Annotated in this window: 7 protein-coding genes; 6 read left to right on the forward strand and 1 reads right to left on the reverse strand. The window is 65.5% G+C overall.

Features of this window, described 5'->3' with window-relative positions; genetic code table 11:
- Nucleotides 1–81: 81 nt before the first annotated feature.
- Nucleotides 82–1,809, reverse strand: a complete 1,728-nt coding sequence (locus tag DGI_RS16560; protein ID WP_021758459.1) for a bifunctional sulfate adenylyltransferase/adenylylsulfate kinase — start codon at nucleotides 1,807–1,809, stop codon at nucleotides 82–84.
- Between the two features lie 552 nt (nucleotides 1,810–2,361).
- Here DGI_RS16560 and DGI_RS16565 point away from each other — a divergent pair.
- From DGI_RS16565 to DGI_RS16590, 6 genes are all read left to right on the forward strand, one after another.
- Nucleotides 2,362–3,408, forward strand: coding sequence for a polysaccharide biosynthesis/export family protein (locus DGI_RS16565; protein WP_211226615.1), 1,047 nt, complete (start codon nucleotides 2,362–2,364; stop codon nucleotides 3,406–3,408).
- Between the two features lie 186 nt (nucleotides 3,409–3,594).
- Entirely contained in the window at nucleotides 3,595–4,518 is a 924-nt protein-coding gene (locus DGI_RS16570) for a WcbI family polysaccharide biosynthesis putative acetyltransferase (RefSeq protein WP_021758461.1), read from the forward strand.
- A gap of 92 nt (nucleotides 4,519–4,610) precedes the next feature.
- The gene (locus tag DGI_RS16575) at nucleotides 4,611–6,788 is read left to right on the forward strand and encodes a glycosyltransferase family 2 protein (RefSeq protein ID WP_021758462.1); all 2,178 of its coding nucleotides are present in this window, start codon (nucleotides 4,611–4,613) and stop codon (nucleotides 6,786–6,788) included.
- Nucleotides 6,779–7,735: a glycosyltransferase family protein gene (locus DGI_RS16580; protein WP_021758463.1), complete on the forward strand. Its 957-nt coding sequence runs from the start codon at nucleotides 6,779–6,781 to the stop codon at nucleotides 7,733–7,735. Before DGI_RS16575 ends, DGI_RS16580 begins: the two co-directional genes overlap by 10 nt.
- Nucleotides 7,728–9,731 (forward strand): capsular polysaccharide biosynthesis protein, encoded by a 2,004-nt coding sequence (locus DGI_RS16585; protein WP_051286665.1) that lies wholly within the window; start codon nucleotides 7,728–7,730, stop codon nucleotides 9,729–9,731. Before DGI_RS16580 ends, DGI_RS16585 begins: the two co-directional genes overlap by 8 nt.
- A gap of 178 nt (nucleotides 9,732–9,909) precedes the next feature.
- Entirely contained in the window at nucleotides 9,910–15,690 is a 5,781-nt protein-coding gene (locus DGI_RS16590; protein ID WP_027193334.1) for a type I polyketide synthase, read from the forward strand.
- Nucleotides 15,691–15,698: the final 8 nt, after the last annotated feature.

Consider the following 15,698-nt stretch of genomic DNA (forward strand, 5'->3'; position numbering starts at 1 on the left):
GAAAGGTTCTTCCCCCGAGAGTTCTTTTCAAAAACAACGTGCCCTAGCTTCTGTCACACAGGACACGGCCCTTGCAGTCCATCAGCGCTGCAAATACCCTTCGTTGACAAGCCAGTCGATGACGCACGCGGCGGCTTCCACGGGCGTAATCTCGGTGGTGTCTATGATGAGCTCCGGATGTTCCGGGATTTCGTAGGGGTCATCCACCCCGGTCACGCCCTTGATGATTCCGGCGCGGGCCTTGGCGTACAGGCTTTTTCTGTCACGCTGCTCGCACACCTCCAGCGGGGTGGCCATGAAGATTTCCACGAATCCGCCATAGCAGGAGATCAGGGACCGCACATCGGCCCGCGGTTGCGCATACGGCGCGATGGGCGCGCAAATGGCGATGCCGCGATTTTTGGTGATCTCGCTGGCCACAAATCCGATGCGCCGCACGTTCAGATCCCGGTGTTCCTTGTGGAAGCCGAGCTCGCTGGAAAGATTGCGGCGGACGACATCGCCATCCAGCAGCGTGACTGGCCGGTCCTGGAGTTCCGACAACTTGACGTAGAGCACCTTGGCCAGGGTGGACTTGCCTGCGCCGGAAAGCCCGGTCAGGAACAGGGTGAACCCCTGCCGGGACCGCGGCGGCATGGCCCGGCGCAGTTCTTCCAGTACGTCCGGGGTGCTCGCCCACTCCGGCACCGGGGCATCCTGCTGCAGCAGCAGCATGACCTGGGCATGATCCATGGCCACGGCCGTCATTTCCGGCTTCACTTCTTCCGGCTGCACAAAGATGCCCAGCTCCTGCACGTAGACGCGCGGCGTGGCACGCATGGGCACGATGTCCAGCACCTCGCGCCGTGCGTCCAGCGCCTCCCCCGTCTGCTCCTGGTCCGGCAGGCCTGCGAGCGTCCGCAGTGCTGCAGTTTCTGGCAGTTCCGGAGTATTTGCCGGCCACAGCACATGGCTGCAGCCATAATTCCGCAGGACCATGGCCTGCAGCAACGCCCCCCTGATCCCTGCATGAGGCATGGGCAGGGGAATCAGATTGATCCTGGCCAGATTTTTGGGAAGGTGGCGGACAAACAATTCATGGCAGCGGACCAGCGAAAAATGTTCCACATCGGCAAGACGGGCCGGATGGATGGTCGGGCACAGCAGCAGCTTGGCGTCTGCCTCCAGGGCGGCGGCCAGAAGCATTTCCCGGTGCATGGCGTGCAACGGCGTGCAGGATTGATAGCCAATGACGCGCTTCCAGCCCTGTTCCGTAAACTGACGGTGCAGCTGAGCCGGCGTATGCCGCAGGGTGGTAAAATCGAAATGCTGGGGCAGATGCAGGCCTTCCACCCGGCCGCCCACATACCAGCAGTCCTGACGTTGCAGCAGCTGCGCCACCTCCGGATGTGCCGCAGGATCGCAGGTGCCATGCAGGGCCATGGCCTCGCGGGACAGATCCGGCTGCCAGAGGTCTTCCACAAACAGCACGGCGAGCATGAAGCCTTCCTGGTCCCGCAGCGCCAGCATGGCGCCCTTTTCAAGGGACTTCGCCACGGCAGCAGGCACGGGCACAGTCACTGGCATGGGCCAGAAGGTGCCGTCCGCAAGGGCCATGCGGTCCAGTACGGCGTCGTAATCCTCCCTGCCCATGAAGCCCTGCAACGGGAAGTAACCCCGGTTGAGGAGCAATTCCAGGTGACACAGGACATCCGGCTCCAGCAGCGCAGACGGCATGTGCAGCGCGTTGCCCTTCAGTTGTTCCATGCGGCGGCAATGCACCAGGAGCGTTTCTGCATTGAATTGGGCGCGGTGGCTGACCGTGTTCATGCGGTATCCTGTGCCGGGACGTGCCCGCGGCAGTCTTGCGCAGGGGCAGCATCTGACACGTGCGTGCTGTCCCCCTGACGGTTGGCGTTGAGGAACAGTCATCAGGCACGCGACACCATCGCACCCCTGAGACCATTCAGCCCAATATGCCCCCAACAGCGGGCAGCCGTCAACGCTTGCTTGCGTTCATGAAAGCGGCGTCCTGTCGCAGCGGTTTGGACCAGTTGCGACAGGTGCCGGGGGTTTTCCCAAGGAGCAGTTGTAACTGCATGAATTTTAATGATTAAAAAAATGAGAATCACCTCTTGTCCGCAGGTGTGTTTCAATGTATGTAGTTGGCTGAATTGTAAATCAAACCTGGATTATGCGTCCCTGTCACGCAATTTTGGAGGTTGGCAAATGCGCGGTTTTGGGTCACGAAGTATGCTCTTCAACATTCTGACTGTGCTTTCCGTCTCCGTACTGTTTTCCGGGTGCGCTTCTTTTTTGCCTTCTAGCGGTCCCACCCGAAGCACCATAGACAAGTACGATTCCAGTGCGAACGCTTCTGGCGTGCAGCTCATAGAAGTCACCCAAAGTGTTGCGCGACGGCTTCTGGAAAACCAACAGCGGTTCCTGTTCTCTTCCATCTTCACCGAATGCCCCAAGGGCGGCCAATACATTGGCCCTGGTGACGTGGTGCAGGTGTCTGTTTGGGAAACACCTCCCGGGGCGCTGTTCTCCGTGGTGGACAGCGTGAGCGGCGTCAGCTCGGCCACGCCCATGCTGTTCCCCGAACAGCAGGTCAACAACGACGGCGTCATTTCCGTGCCCTTTGCCGGCCGCATTCCGGTGTCCGGCTTGAGCCTCACGCAGGTGGAGCAGGAAATCTACAACCGGCTCAACGGCAAGGCCAACGAACCGCAAGTCATGGTCCGTCTGGTCAAGAACACGTCCTCCACGGTGACGGTGGTGGGCGAGGTGAGCACCAGCCGTGTGGTGCCCCTGACGCCCAAGTGCGAACGGCTGCTGGACGTGCTGGCCGAGGCCGGCGGCGTGAAGCACCCCGTGGGCAAGCTGATGCTCCAGCTGACCCGTGCCGGCAAGGTGCATTCCGTGCCGTTGGAAATCGTCATCAAGGATCAAAGCGAAAATCTCATCGTCGAACCGGGCGATGTGGTCACCGTGCTGCACCGGCCCAACAGCTTTATGGTGCTCGGCGCTGCCGGCAGCAACGATGAAGTGGAATTCGAGGCCACCGGCATCACCCTTACCCAGGCCCTGGCCAGAGCTGGCGGCGTGAATCCCAACCAGGCGGACGCCAAGGGCGTGTTCCTGTTCCGCTTCGAGCCGCTGGACGCCCTGGACTGGCCCGAACCCCCCACGGTGGTGACCCCGGAAAACACCGTGCCCGTGGTGTTCAAGATGGACCTGACGGACCCGGCCACCTTCTTTGCCGCGCAGTCCTTCCCCATCAAGGACAAGGACGTCATTTTTGTGTCCACCGCGCCTTCGGTCCAGCTTGCCAAGTTCCTCAATCTCATCGCCTCGGTGACGAGTCCGGCGCTCTCCTCCACCAGCCAGGTGCGAACCTTGACCCGCAGTGGATCCTGGGATTAATCTCTGGCGGCGGCTGGCCAACTGCCCACGTGTGATTTTGCTGACGACGTCGCCCAGGCGTGCGACGTCGTCAGCCTCTTCTTATCCTCCGTTCGTCGAGGCCGTTGACAATCTCCCCCCCACGATCAGGCTGCGCCGGGATCCCCCTGGCAGCCGGCTCCATGCCACATCGCTTCAGTACATCGCATGAAAAAACTCGTACTCTCCCAAACCTGTCAGGGGACGGTGCTCGAAACGCTGCTCATGTCCTCCGAGGCCTTTCGGCGTGACTTCACCTGCACCTTCATCCCCAATTTCGAGATCCGGGACGGCAAGGCCTCCCTGGCCTCATCGGCACAGTTGGAAGCGGCCCTGCACGATTGCAACATCCTGATCTATCATGACGTGCACAATTACAACTTTCCCGCCTTGCTGGCGCGCATGCCTGCGGGCAGCATGGCGGTGAAGATACCGTATATCACATCCACCATTTACTGGCCCACACACGACTACCTGAACCCGTGCTGGTTGGCCCCCCGGGGTTCCTCGGCCCTGATTCCCTGGCCGTGCAAGGTGCTCAGCGGGATGATTACCACCTTGCGCCACCGCGACAGGTGCATTGATGCATACATGAACGCGGATCTGGCCTGTCATGTGGATGTCGATGCCAACACCGTCGATCAGGTGGCCTACCTGCGCAAAGCGGAAGCCGGCTCCATTTTTTCCGTGGCCGACTATGTTGCGGAGCACCACGCTTCCGTGCAATTGTTCCATCTGATCAATCACCCGACACTGCCTGTCTTTGCGGAGGTCGCCAACTCCATTTTGCAGTATCTGGGGCTGCCGCCGCTGAAGAGCCTTCCCGTGGACCCCTTCGGGAACCATCAGATGCCCGTGCATCCGTCCATCATCAAGCATCTGAAGCTCACGTGGTGCACGGAAAACACGCGGTATCTGTTGCTGGACAAGACCTTGACCTTTGAAGAGTATGTGGCGTTTTATGTTGATACATACATTGAAAAATACCAGTATGAGCCATACTTGGTCAACATTGCGACACGAAACTATATAACTGCGCCATTCAAGAAGTTGAAGCGGCTGTTCTCGTCCAAAGCGAAAGCCTGCCGCTGAACAGCATGACGGGCGGATGCGTGTGGCGTCTTCCATGTATGGACATATGTTGAGGACGCAACACTATCGTACACATCCATGAGGTGTCCGGCATGAGTCCTGCTTTGCTTGCCAGTCCGCCCTTGCCGGTGCATGTGCTGCCTGCGCGTCAGACTGTCTGCACGCCCGGCGGGTGCTGGTGCGCCCTGGGAAAGCGGCCCCTGCTGGAGCTGCGCCTGCCCAACGCCCCCCTGCCCAGCGGCTGGGTGCTGCTCAAGGGGCGACTGTTGCGCAAAAGCGGCAGCTGGGCCGCCTATCTGCATGCCGAACTGGCCGGCCCCGAGGCCAGACCCGAGGCCGGATTCGAGACCACACGCTGCACCGTCGAACTGTCCGTCACCCGCAAGGGCACCATCAACGAAGCCGTGTGGCTGCCCCCGGGCGTGCAGCGGCTGTTGCTGGAGCCCATGCAGGGAGCAGGGGAATTCGAGCTGGGTAGCTTCACCCTGCAGCCCGTGGGACACCTGAGCCGCGTGCAGCACATGTATTTGCGCGTGCTGGACATGTACACCAGGCACCCGCGCCCCAGGCGCAAGCGGGCCGGGCTGCATTCCCGCACCGTGGTGTTTCAGCTCAAGGACGCCTATCGCATCGCCGGCCAGTTGCGCACGTACTCGCCGGCCATGAGCTACAGCCGTTGGATCAAAATCTACGACACCCTGTCGAAGAAAGATCAGGCGGCCATCCGCCGGGACATCCGCCGCATGCGCCGGTTGCCGCGCTTCAAGATCATGCTGCAGGAATCCGCCGCCACACAGGACGCCTGGCGCACGGCCACGCGGGAATCCCTGGTCCGGCAGTTGTATCCCAATCACGAGTTTTCCTCGCCGGCTGCGCCCCTGCGCGGCGATGCGGATACCTGGTTCGTCTTCCTGCCCGCCGGCGCCGTCCTCGCGCCGCATGCCCTGTATTGGCTGGCCCGGGCCATCGCGGACAACCGCCGGCTGCGGCTGGTGTATGCGGATCATGACCTTCTGGACGAGGACGGCAGGCGCTTCGAGTATGTCTTCAAGCCGGACTGGTCCCCGGAGCTGTTGCGTTCCACCAATTACATCGGCCATGCCGCGGCCCTGCGCGGGGATCTGCTGGCCGGCATGCAGGCCGTGCCCACCGATGCCGCCGGCCAGCCGGACATGCACGGCCTGCTGCTGCGGGCCGGGGAACTGGTGCCGCGCTATGCCGTGGGGCATGTGCATGCGCCCCTGTTCCACGTGCCGGAAGCGCAGCTGCAGCAGGACTGGGGACGCACCGAGCCCGCCCAGGTGGCCGCGCATCTGGAGCGCCTGGGGGTGGCCGCCACGGTGGAGCCCGTGGCTCACGGGTCCCGCACGCCCCGCGTGCATTGTCGCGTGCGCTATGCCCTGCCGGCGGACCCGCCGTTGGTGTCCATCATCGTGCCCACCAAGGACTGCCTGCCCGTGCTGCGCACCTGCGTGCAGAGCGTGCTGGAGAAAACCAGCTACCCGCGCCTCGAACTCTGCATTGTGGACAACAACAGCGAGGAGCCGGAGACCCTGCACTATCTGGAGGCCATGGCCCAGCATCCCAAGGTCCGGGTGCTGCGCTGGCAGGAGCCGTTCAACTTCTCGGCCATCAACAATGACGCCGCCCGCCAGAGCGCCGGCACGGTTCTGTGTCTGCTGAACAACGATACGGAAGTCATCTCGCCGGACTGGCTGGACGAGATGCTTTCCCGTCTGATGCAGCCCGGCGTGGGTGTGGTGGGGGCCAAGCTCTATTACACAGACGGCCGCATCCAGCATGCCGGCGACGCCGTTGGTCCCGGCGGCTGCGCCGATCATTTCCATTCCGGCCTGGAGGGCGATGCCCCCGGCTACTGCGATCGCGCCATCCTGGCCCAGGAGTTGTCCGCCGTCACCGCGGCCTGCCTGCTCACCTGGAAACGCATCTTTGAGCGGCTCGGCGGTTTCGACGCCGTCAACCTGCCCGTGGCCTTCAACGACGTGGATTATTGCCTGCGCGTGCGCGATCTCGGCCTGCAGGTGCAGTGGACGCCCTATGCCGAGCTGTTCCACCACGAATCCTACAGCCGCGGCACCGACAACATCACGCCGGAGCGAAAGGCGCAATCCATGCGCGAGGTGGAATACATGCGCAAACGCTGGAAGCAGGTCCTGCGGCATGATCCCTTCTACAATCCCAACCTGAACTACGCCCGGCCGGACTTTACCCTGAACATCGCGCCCATGGTGAAAAAACCATGGCTGTAACCGCCGCATACACCCGGGCGGTGGTGGTGGAGAAGCAGGCCAACCCCTCCACGGAGTACTTTGTGCTGCCCGCCCTCAAGGCCATGGGCTGCCGCGTGGAGCGGCGCGGGTTCGACGATCTTCCCCCGGCCGACTCCCTGGCCGGCGCGCTGGTGGTGCTGGTGCGCTACGCGCCGTCCGGCTGGGTGGAGCTGCTCTCCCGGGTCCGGCCGCAGTTGGGCGGGCTGGTCTTCTTCATGGATGATGACGTGCTGGACGTGTCCGCCTCCCGCGGGGTGCGCCTCAAGTATCGCTGGCGGCTCTGGAAGCTGGCCGCCCGGCGCAAGGGCTGGCTGCAGCGCCACCGCGCCGGGCTGTGGGTCTCCACGCCGTACCTGCAGCAGAAATATGCCGCCTGGAATCCCACCCTGACCCTGCCCGCGGCCCTGCCGCCCGAGGTGGACGATACGACCGCCCTGCGCCGCATCTTCTACCACGGCACCGCCTCCCATGCCGCGGAAATCCGCTGGCTGCAGGGCGTGATCCTGCCCCTGCTGGACCGCGAACCCCGGCTACACTTCGAGATCACCGGTTCGGGCGAGGTGGTGCGCCGCTATGCGCGGCATCCCCGCGTGGCCGTCATCCATCCCATGCCCTGGCCGGCATACCTGGGCTTCACCGCCCTGGCCGGCCGGCATGTGGGCCTGGCCCCGCAGCTGCCGTCGGCCTTTAACGCCGCGCGGTCCCATACCAAGTTTTTCGATATCACCCGCAGCGGCGCCGTGGGCGTGTATGCCGCGGACAGCGCCTGCGCCGCCGTGGTGGAGCATGGTCAGGATGGCCTGCTCGTCCCCATGGACCCCGCCGCCTGGGCCGAGGCCATCGCCACCCTGGCCTTTGACGATGCCGGCCGCGCCCGCATGCTTGCACACGCCCAACGCAAGGCGGAGGCCCTTTCCCATGGCTGATTCCCTACTCCAACAGCCCCCGCCCGCGGTGTATCTGGCCCGCTCCCGCTACGTGGCCACCCTCAAGGCCCTGGATGGCATCCTGGATGCCCCGGTGCGCCGGTGCTGGACCCGCTGGCAGGCCCCGGCCGATGCCGTGGTTCTGGCCTGGGGCCGCAAGCGCACCGGCCTGCGCGCCGAGGCCTTTGCCGCCCGCACCGGCCTGCCCGTGCTGCATCTGGAAGACGGGTTCCTGCGGTCCCTGGGGCCTGGGGGCAGATTCCCCACCTATTCCGTCTGCCTGGACGATCAGGGCATCTACTACGATGCCGGCCGGCCCTCGCGTCTGGAACAGCGCATCCCCGCGCCCCTGACCCCGGACCAGACGGCCCGGGCCGCCCGACTGATTGCGCTGTGGCGGGCAGAGCGCGTCTCCAAGTACAACCATGCCCGGGAATATGCCGGCGCATTGCCCGAGGCCTACGTCCTGGCCGTGGATCAGACCTTCGGGGATGGCTCCATCCGCTACGGCATGGCCACGGCGGCCAGTTTTTCGCGCATGCTGGAAGCGGCCCTGGACGAACACCCCCGGGCCAAGGTGCTCCTGAAGGTGCATCCGGAAGTGGTCAGCGGCCGCAAGCGCGGGCACTTCGACTTTTCCGCCTGGGGCCGCCTGGATATGCTGATCCGTCAGGGCCGGCTGCAGGTGCTGGCCGACGCGGCCCACCCCGTCCGCCTCCTGGAGCATGCCCAGGCCGTCTATACCGTCACCTCCCAGATGGGCTTTGAAGGCCTGCTCTGGGGCAGGCCGGTGCGTACCTTTGGCATGCCCTTTTACGCCGGCTGGGGCCTGACCCGGGACGACCAGCCTGCCCCGGCCCGGCGTGCGCGCCTGGGCACGGCCAGCCTGGAACAACTGGTGCACGCCGCCCTGCTGGAGTACCCGCGCTATGTGGACCCGGAAACCGCCGAACGCTGCGAGGCGGAACGGGTGATTGCCTGGATGGGCCTGCAACGCCGCCTGCGCGAACAGACGCCGGCCGTGGTGCATGCCTGCGGGATTGCCCCCCGGCAACGCCCGGCCGTGCGCGCCCTGCTGGGAGGGGCGCAGGTGCAATTTTTCGACAGCATTTTTGATGCCCCGCCGGACTGCCCCGAACAGCAGGCCCCGGCCGTGCGCGCTGTGGGCGCTGTCCGCCTTGTGCCGCAGGGCACCCAGGCCTATGGACCGGCCATGACCCTCAGGCCCGCCCCTCTCAAGGCCCTGGAATGCGCCGACCCGGCCGGCCCCCTGTGCGCCTGCCTGGAGCGGGAACCCGGCGAACTTGAAGCATTACTTGAAGTTTTAGACTTCTCCCCGGCACTGCTGGACCGCGCCCGAAACCTGTTGGAGCAGCTGCGAGGCCTGGACGTTGCCCGGACAACTGCAGCCCAGACGCAATGGATTCGGCCGGCGGGCTGCAGGCGTGTCGTCCTGGCAATAGGTGATCATCCCTATTCAGGAATGATTCCGGGCTGGTTGCAGGCAGTTCGAACAAGAGAAACAGATGCATACATTGTTTACAAACCCGCATCGGATGTATTAACAACCTCCGGCAAGCAGGAATCCGAGGCAAGACGTATCCGACCATTCTGCGACGAAATTGCGCCATGTGCGCCATTGTCCGCGCTGCTCGCGCAGGTGGATGCCGTGCATGTCCTGGATTCCACGGCAGGTTTTGACGCGTTGCTGCGCAACCTTGCGGTGCATTGTCATGGGCGCCCGTTCTATGCGGGCTGGGGGCTGACGCATGACCTTGCGCCAGTGCGCCGTGCCAGACGTCTTTCACTGGAGCAGCTTGTTGCCGGCGCGCTCATTGCGTTTCCGACGTACATGAGCAGGACCACTGGACAGTACACCACTCCCGAACGCCTACTCCACGAGCTTCAGCACGACCCGCACAAGGCGACACCGCATTTCCGATCATTGCACGCACTCATTGAAAAAGCTGGCTCTGCTGCAAGGAGGGCTCGTTGAAGCGCATGGAAACCACGGGGGCGGTTTCAGCAAGCTGCAGTCCTGTATCATACAGTCTACCATTGAATCTGCTGCATCATCCAGCGCGTTCCCGCATGGGGGCACTGGTGTTACCGCATCGCTGCAACCATCCCCTGCTCCATTTTTCTGTCGCCGCGTTGTCGGCCATGGTATGCCAATGAAAATAGCCATCATCGGGGCGGCCTGTCGTTTGCCTGGCGGCGTGGTGTCCCTGGATACATTGTGGGACGTCCTGGCCTCGGGCCGCGACGCCGTCAGCGAAATACCGTCGGATCGTTTTGACGTCTCCGGATTTCTGCACCCCACGCGCACCTCCCCGGGCCGCTCGTGCACCTTTGCTGCCGGTGTCCTGGAAGGCATTGAACATTTTGACTATTCCTTCTTCGGCATCTCGAAGAAGGAGGCCGAATACATGGACCCGCAACAGCGGGTGCTGTTGGAACTGGCCTGGGAGACGCTGGAGGACGCGCAGCTTCGTCCCTCCTCCCTGGCCGGGGCAGACACGGCCGTGTTCGTGGGCTCGTCCTCCCTGGACGCCAGCATGCAGCGCTCGGACGATCCTTGCGTCATCGGCCCGTATTCGATGATCGGCAATACCCTGTCGATCCTGGCCAACCGGATTTCCTACCTCCTGGACATCCACGGCCCAAGCATGACCATCGACACGGCCTGTTCCTCCTCCCTGGTGGCCCTGCACCAGGCCTGCCAGTGTCTGGCCAGCGGCGAAGCGTCCATGGCCCTGGCCGGCGGGGTGCATATGCTCTGCTGCCCCCTGCCTTTTGTGGGCTTTTCCAAGGCGCACATGCTTTCCAAGGACGGCCGCTGCCGCGTGTTCTCCAAGGACGCCAACGGCTACGTGCGCGCCGAGGGCGGCGGCCTGCTGCTGCTCAAGCCCCTGGACAAGGCCCTGGAAGACGGCGACCGCATCCACGCCGTCATCGCCAAAACCGGCGTGAATACCGACGGCAAGACCATCGGCATTGCCTTTCCCAATCGTACGGCGCAGATGGCCCTGTTGCGCACGCTGTATGACGATCCGGCCATCGATCCCCGCAACATCAGCTATATGGAAGCCCATGGCACCGGCACGTCCGTGGGCGATCCGGCCGAGGCCCAGTCCATCGGCGAGGTGTTCGCCCGGCTGCGGCCGGCGCAGGATCCGCCCCTGCTGGTGGGATCCGTCAAAAGCAACCTGGGCCACCTGGAACCGGCCTCGGGCATGGCCGGGCTGTTCAAGACGCTGCTGGTGCTCAAGCATCGGATCGTGCCACCGAATCTTCATTTGGAAAATCCCAGCCCGGACATCGATTTCACGGCCCTGCGGCTCGATCCTGTCACCCGGCTCACGCCGCTGCCGGCCACGCCCGGTCCGGCGGTGGCCGGGGTGAACTCGTTTGGCTTTGGCGGCTCCAACGCCCATGCCGTGCTGGAGGAAGCCCCGAAGTCTGCCGTTAGAACGCCTGTTGAGGCCGCCGGGACGCCGCCGCTGCTGCTTTCCGCCCGCAGCCCGCGCAGCCTGCAGCAGTTGGCCCAGGCCTATGCCGGGCTGGTGCGCGAGGCGGATGCCGCCGGCTATTGCGCCCTGGCTGGCCGGGCGGCCCTGCGCCGGGATCATCTGACGCATCGGCTGGCGTTGCAGGCTCCTTCGACGTCGGCCGTGGCCGAAGCCCTGGACCGTCTGGCCATGGGCGAGGATCCTGCCGCCGCGGATGTGGATGCCGCCATGGGCGAGACCCTGGGCGGAGTGGTCCGCACGGCCTTTGTGTTTTCCGGCAACGGCGGCGCCTGGGCCGGCATGGGGCGGGGGCTGATTCTGGGCGACCGCGACGCCGCCCGCGCCCTGGACACCCTGGACGATTGCCTGTCTCCCCTGCTGGGCTGGTCCGTGGCGCAGGAACTGCTGCGCGATCCTGCCTCCCAGCGGCTGGACAGCATCGCCGTGGTGCAGCCGTTGCTGTTCTCCATCCAGGTCTGTCTGGTGGAATCCCTGCGGGCCAAGGGCGTGACGCCGGATATGGTCTTCGGGCACAGCATTGGCGAGGTGGCCGCGGCCTGGTGCTGCGGGGCCCTCAGTCTGGCGGATGCCTGCCGGGTGATCGTGGAACGCAGCCGGCTGCAGCAGGAATCCCACGGCATGGGCGGCATGGCCGTGATCCAGCTTTCGGAAGAGGAAGCCCGCGCCCTGCCCGAGGTGCGCTGCGGCGATCTGGAAGTTGCCGCGGTGAACAGCAGCAAGTACGTCACCCTGACCGGCAACAACGCCGCCCTGGACGCCCTCAAGATCAGCGCGAAAAAGCGGCGGCTGGTGTTCCGCCGGCTCAATCTGGAGCATCCCTTCCACAGCCGGACCATGGACGCCATCAAGGATCGGCTGCTGGAAAAGCTGGCCGGCATTGCGCCGGTGGCGTCCCGCATTCCTTTTTATTCCACCGTGGAAGGCGGCTGCTGCCCCGGCGAGACCCTGGACACGGACTACTGGTGGCGCAACATCCGCCAGCCGGTGCTGTTTCACAAGGCCGCCCTGGCCGCGTTGCAGGGCGGGGGCCGGGTGTTCGTGGAACTGGGGCCGGACGCCATGTTGCAGCCGTTCCTCAAGGGCTGTTTTCAGGAGCATTCCGCCACCACGGTGTATCTGCAGTCCCTCAAGCGTGACACGCAGGACGGCCGGGTGGTCGCCTCCCTGTGGAAGCGCGTGCACACCGCGGGCGCGGCCGTGGATCTGACCGCCTTTTTCCCGCAGACGCCGCCCTATGTGGCGCTGCCGTCCTACCCCTGGGACCGCGAACTGTGCCAGGCCGAATCCACACCGGAATGCCTGGACGTGTTCGCCGCCAAGCCTCCGGCGCATCCCCTGCTCGGCCGCCGCGTGCGTCGCGGCATGCCCGTGTGGGAAAACACGCTGGACCCGCAGTTGGTGCCGTTCCTCAGGGAACATGTGGTGGGCGAGGATGTGGTGCTGCCCGGGGCCGCCTACCTGGAAATGGCCCTGGCCGCGGCCATGGAAGCCTATGGCCAGCGTACCGTGGAACTGGAAAACGTGGAGTACCGCCAGCCCATGACCTTTGGCCACGGCAAGGCCCGGGTGGTGCGGCTGGTGCTTTCGCCGGAACAGGGCGACTTCACCATAGAAAGCCGCGAGCAGATGCAGTCCTCCCCCGTGGCGGTGCATGTGGTCGGCCGCATGGTGCCCAGGCTGCGCAAGACCTTCGAGCCCGAGTCCGTCGCCACGGACCCCGCCGGCCACGGCCAGCCCTGCGACGTGCCCGCCCTGTACGCCAAGGCCCGGGATGCCGGCCTGGCCTTTGGGCCTGCCTTCCGGCCGCTGCGGCAGGTCTGGCGGTCGGGCAAGGATGCCTTCGGCCGGCTGGAACTGGAGCCCGCGGCGGACTTTGCCGGAGCCGTGCTGCATCCAAGCCTCATCGACGGCAGCTTCCAGATGCTGCTTGCCCTGGTGGACTGGCGGGACAAGGGATTGGAATCCTACGTCTATTTGCCCATGCGCACCGGCCGGTTCCAGCTGCTGGCGCCGGGCCGCGCCGTGTACGCCCAGGCCCGGCTGGAGCAGCAAAGCAAGCGCTCCCTGGCGGCCTCCTTTTCCCTGTATGACGAGCACGGCCAGGAGCTGGCCCGCATGCAGGACTGCCGCTTCATCCGTTTCCAGACCCGGGACAGCATGCTGCGGCAGCAGCAAATCTATGCCGTGACCAGCGTGGCCGTGCGGCATCCCCTGGACGATTCCCCGGCCCCCTGGCCGGCCGTGCAGGATCTCGATTTCGCCGCGGCGCTGGAGCCCCTGCGGCAGTCCCCCCGCTGGCAGACCCGGCGACAGGACGTGCTGCCCTTCTTCACCGCGCTGCTGCTCTCCCAGGCGCATGAAATGTTCATGGCCCTGAAGCCGGATCCGCACGGGTTTTCGGTGGATCATCTGCTCAAACAGGGCGGCATCCAGGCGGGGCAGGCGCCGTACCTCATCGCCTGTCTGCAGCTCATGGAACAGATGGACCTGGCCGCCCGGGATGGCGCGCTTTGGACCATCAAAGAGAGCGATCTGCCGCCCTCCCTGGAGCTGTGGCGGCAGGCCCTCCGGGAATATCCTGCCTATGCCGGGGAACTGGCGCTCATCGCCCAGATGGGCGAGGCCCTGCCGGACATGCTGCGCGGCAAGGTCCAGGCCAGATCCCTCCTTGCCCTGCGTCCCGGCAGCGCCCTGGAGCAACTGCACCGCACCAGCCCCCTGCATCTGGACGGGCATGCTGCGGCAGGGGCCGTGTTCTCCGCCCTGCAGGCCGCCTTGCCGCATCCCGGCGGGCTGCGGCTGCTGGAAGTCTGCGCCGGTGCCGGCGGCCTGACACAGGCCATCCTTTCCCGCCTGGCGCCCGGCGCGGCGGAATACGTGCTCACGGACCGCGACGAGCACTTTGCCGAACAGCTCAAGGCCCGGTGGAGCGACCGGCCCGACGTCGCCGTGTGTACCTTTGATCCCGAAGATCCAGACAGTGTCCTGCCCGAGACCTCGGCCTCCGGCGGCTTCGATCTGGTCCTGCTCGGCCATGGTCTGATCCGCACGAAGGATCTGTCCCAGGTGCTGGACCGCCTGTACGGCCTGCTGCGCCCCGGCGGGCTGCTGCTGGCCCTGGATCTGCTGCCCCATCCCGTGCTGGATCTGCTCCTTGGCCTGGATCCGGACTGGTGGCGGGAAGAGTCCCAGGAAAACGGCGCGCCTCTCTCCCGCCAGTTGCCCGGCGTGGAATGGTCCCATGCCCTGGCCGAGGCCGGCTTCCGCGAAATCCGCTCCCTGCTGCAGGAAGCCGATGACGAGGAACTCTTTCTGACCCTGGCCCGCAAGCCCCTGGCCACGCAGGCCGCCGCGCCGGCCCTGCCGGCCACCCGCTGGGTGCTCCTGGAGGATGCCGCCCCCACCCCGGCCGCCGCCGCCCTGGCCGAGGCCCTGTGCGCTGCCCTGCAAGTCCGGGGAGGCCTGCCCCCCGTGCGGCTGGGGGTCAACGGCGTCGAGCCCGAGTCCGCGGACCACTGGGCCCGCCAGTTCACCGAGCTGGCCGCCACGTCGCAGGGCGCATCCCTGGAATGCATCCACCTGCTGGGCTTCGACACCCGGCAGGTACTCGATTCCAAAATGCTGGACGCCATCCAGAACCGCCGCGCTGTCAGCACCGTGGCCCTGGCCCAGGGCTGGCAGAAGGCCAAATCCACTGCCGGGCTGTGCCTCGTCACCGGCGGCGGCCTGCCCCTGTACGGGGAGGCGGCCCGCAGCGCCCGGCCCGTGCCATCCCAGGGCGCGTTGCCCGGTCTGGCCCGCGTGCTGATGAACGAAATGCCCGGCCTGCAGGTCCGTCTGGTGGATGCGCATGCCGATGCCCAGGGCGCGCTGCCACAGACCGTGCTGGATGCCGCCGTGCGGGAGATCCTGCACCCGGCCGGCCCGGAGGAACGCGAAGTCATCCTCTGCGACGCCGGCCGCTACAGCCAGCGTCTTGCCCCCCTGGAGCTGGCGGCCAGGGTGCATCCGCCGGTTGAGTCTCCGGCGGCCTTCTCCCTGGAAATGACCGCCCAGGGCAAGCTGGACGGCGCTGCCTGGACGGCCTGTCCGCCACCTGCCCCCGAACCCGGGCAGGTGCTGGTGAAAAACCGGGCCGCGGGCGTCAACTATCGTGACATCATGTTCACCCTGGGCCGCATCCCCGAAGAAGCCCTGGAAGGTGGGGCTTCGGGCCCCACCCTGGGCCTGGAATGCGCCGGCACGGTGCTGGCCGTGGGCCAGGGCGTGGACGGCGTGGCCCCGGGCGACACGGTGTGCTGCCTGGGCGGCAAATTGTATGATTCCCACGTGCTGGCCCGGGCCGGGGACGTCTTCCCCCTGCCGGCCGGCATGTCCTGCACCGATGCCGCCACCATCCCCGTGGCGCACTTCACGGCCTAGTATGCCCT

The sequence above is a fragment of the Megalodesulfovibrio gigas DSM 1382 = ATCC 19364 genome, assembly GCF_000468495.1.
GTDB lineage: Bacteria > Desulfobacterota > Desulfovibrionia > Desulfovibrionales > Desulfovibrionaceae > Megalodesulfovibrio > Megalodesulfovibrio gigas.

What these genes read in the sequence shown, in the direction of transcription:
- DGI_RS16560 (WP_021758459.1), bottom strand. Translation starts at nt 1,809, where the DNA reads ATGAACACGGTCAGCCACCGCGCCCAATTCAATGCAGAAACGCTCCTG.
- DGI_RS16570 (WP_021758461.1), top strand. Translation starts at nt 3,595, where the DNA reads ATGAAAAAACTCGTACTCTCCCAAACCTGTCAGGGGACGGTGCTCGAA.
- DGI_RS16575 (WP_021758462.1), top strand. Translation starts at nt 4,611, where the DNA reads ATGAGTCCTGCTTTGCTTGCCAGTCCGCCCTTGCCGGTGCATGTGCTG.
- DGI_RS16580 (WP_021758463.1), top strand. Translation starts at nt 6,779, where the DNA reads ATGGCTGTAACCGCCGCATACACCCGGGCGGTGGTGGTGGAGAAGCAG.
- DGI_RS16585 (WP_051286665.1), top strand. Translation starts at nt 7,728, where the DNA reads ATGGCTGATTCCCTACTCCAACAGCCCCCGCCCGCGGTGTATCTGGCC.
- DGI_RS16590 (WP_027193334.1), top strand. Translation starts at nt 9,910, where the DNA reads ATGAAAATAGCCATCATCGGGGCGGCCTGTCGTTTGCCTGGCGGCGTG.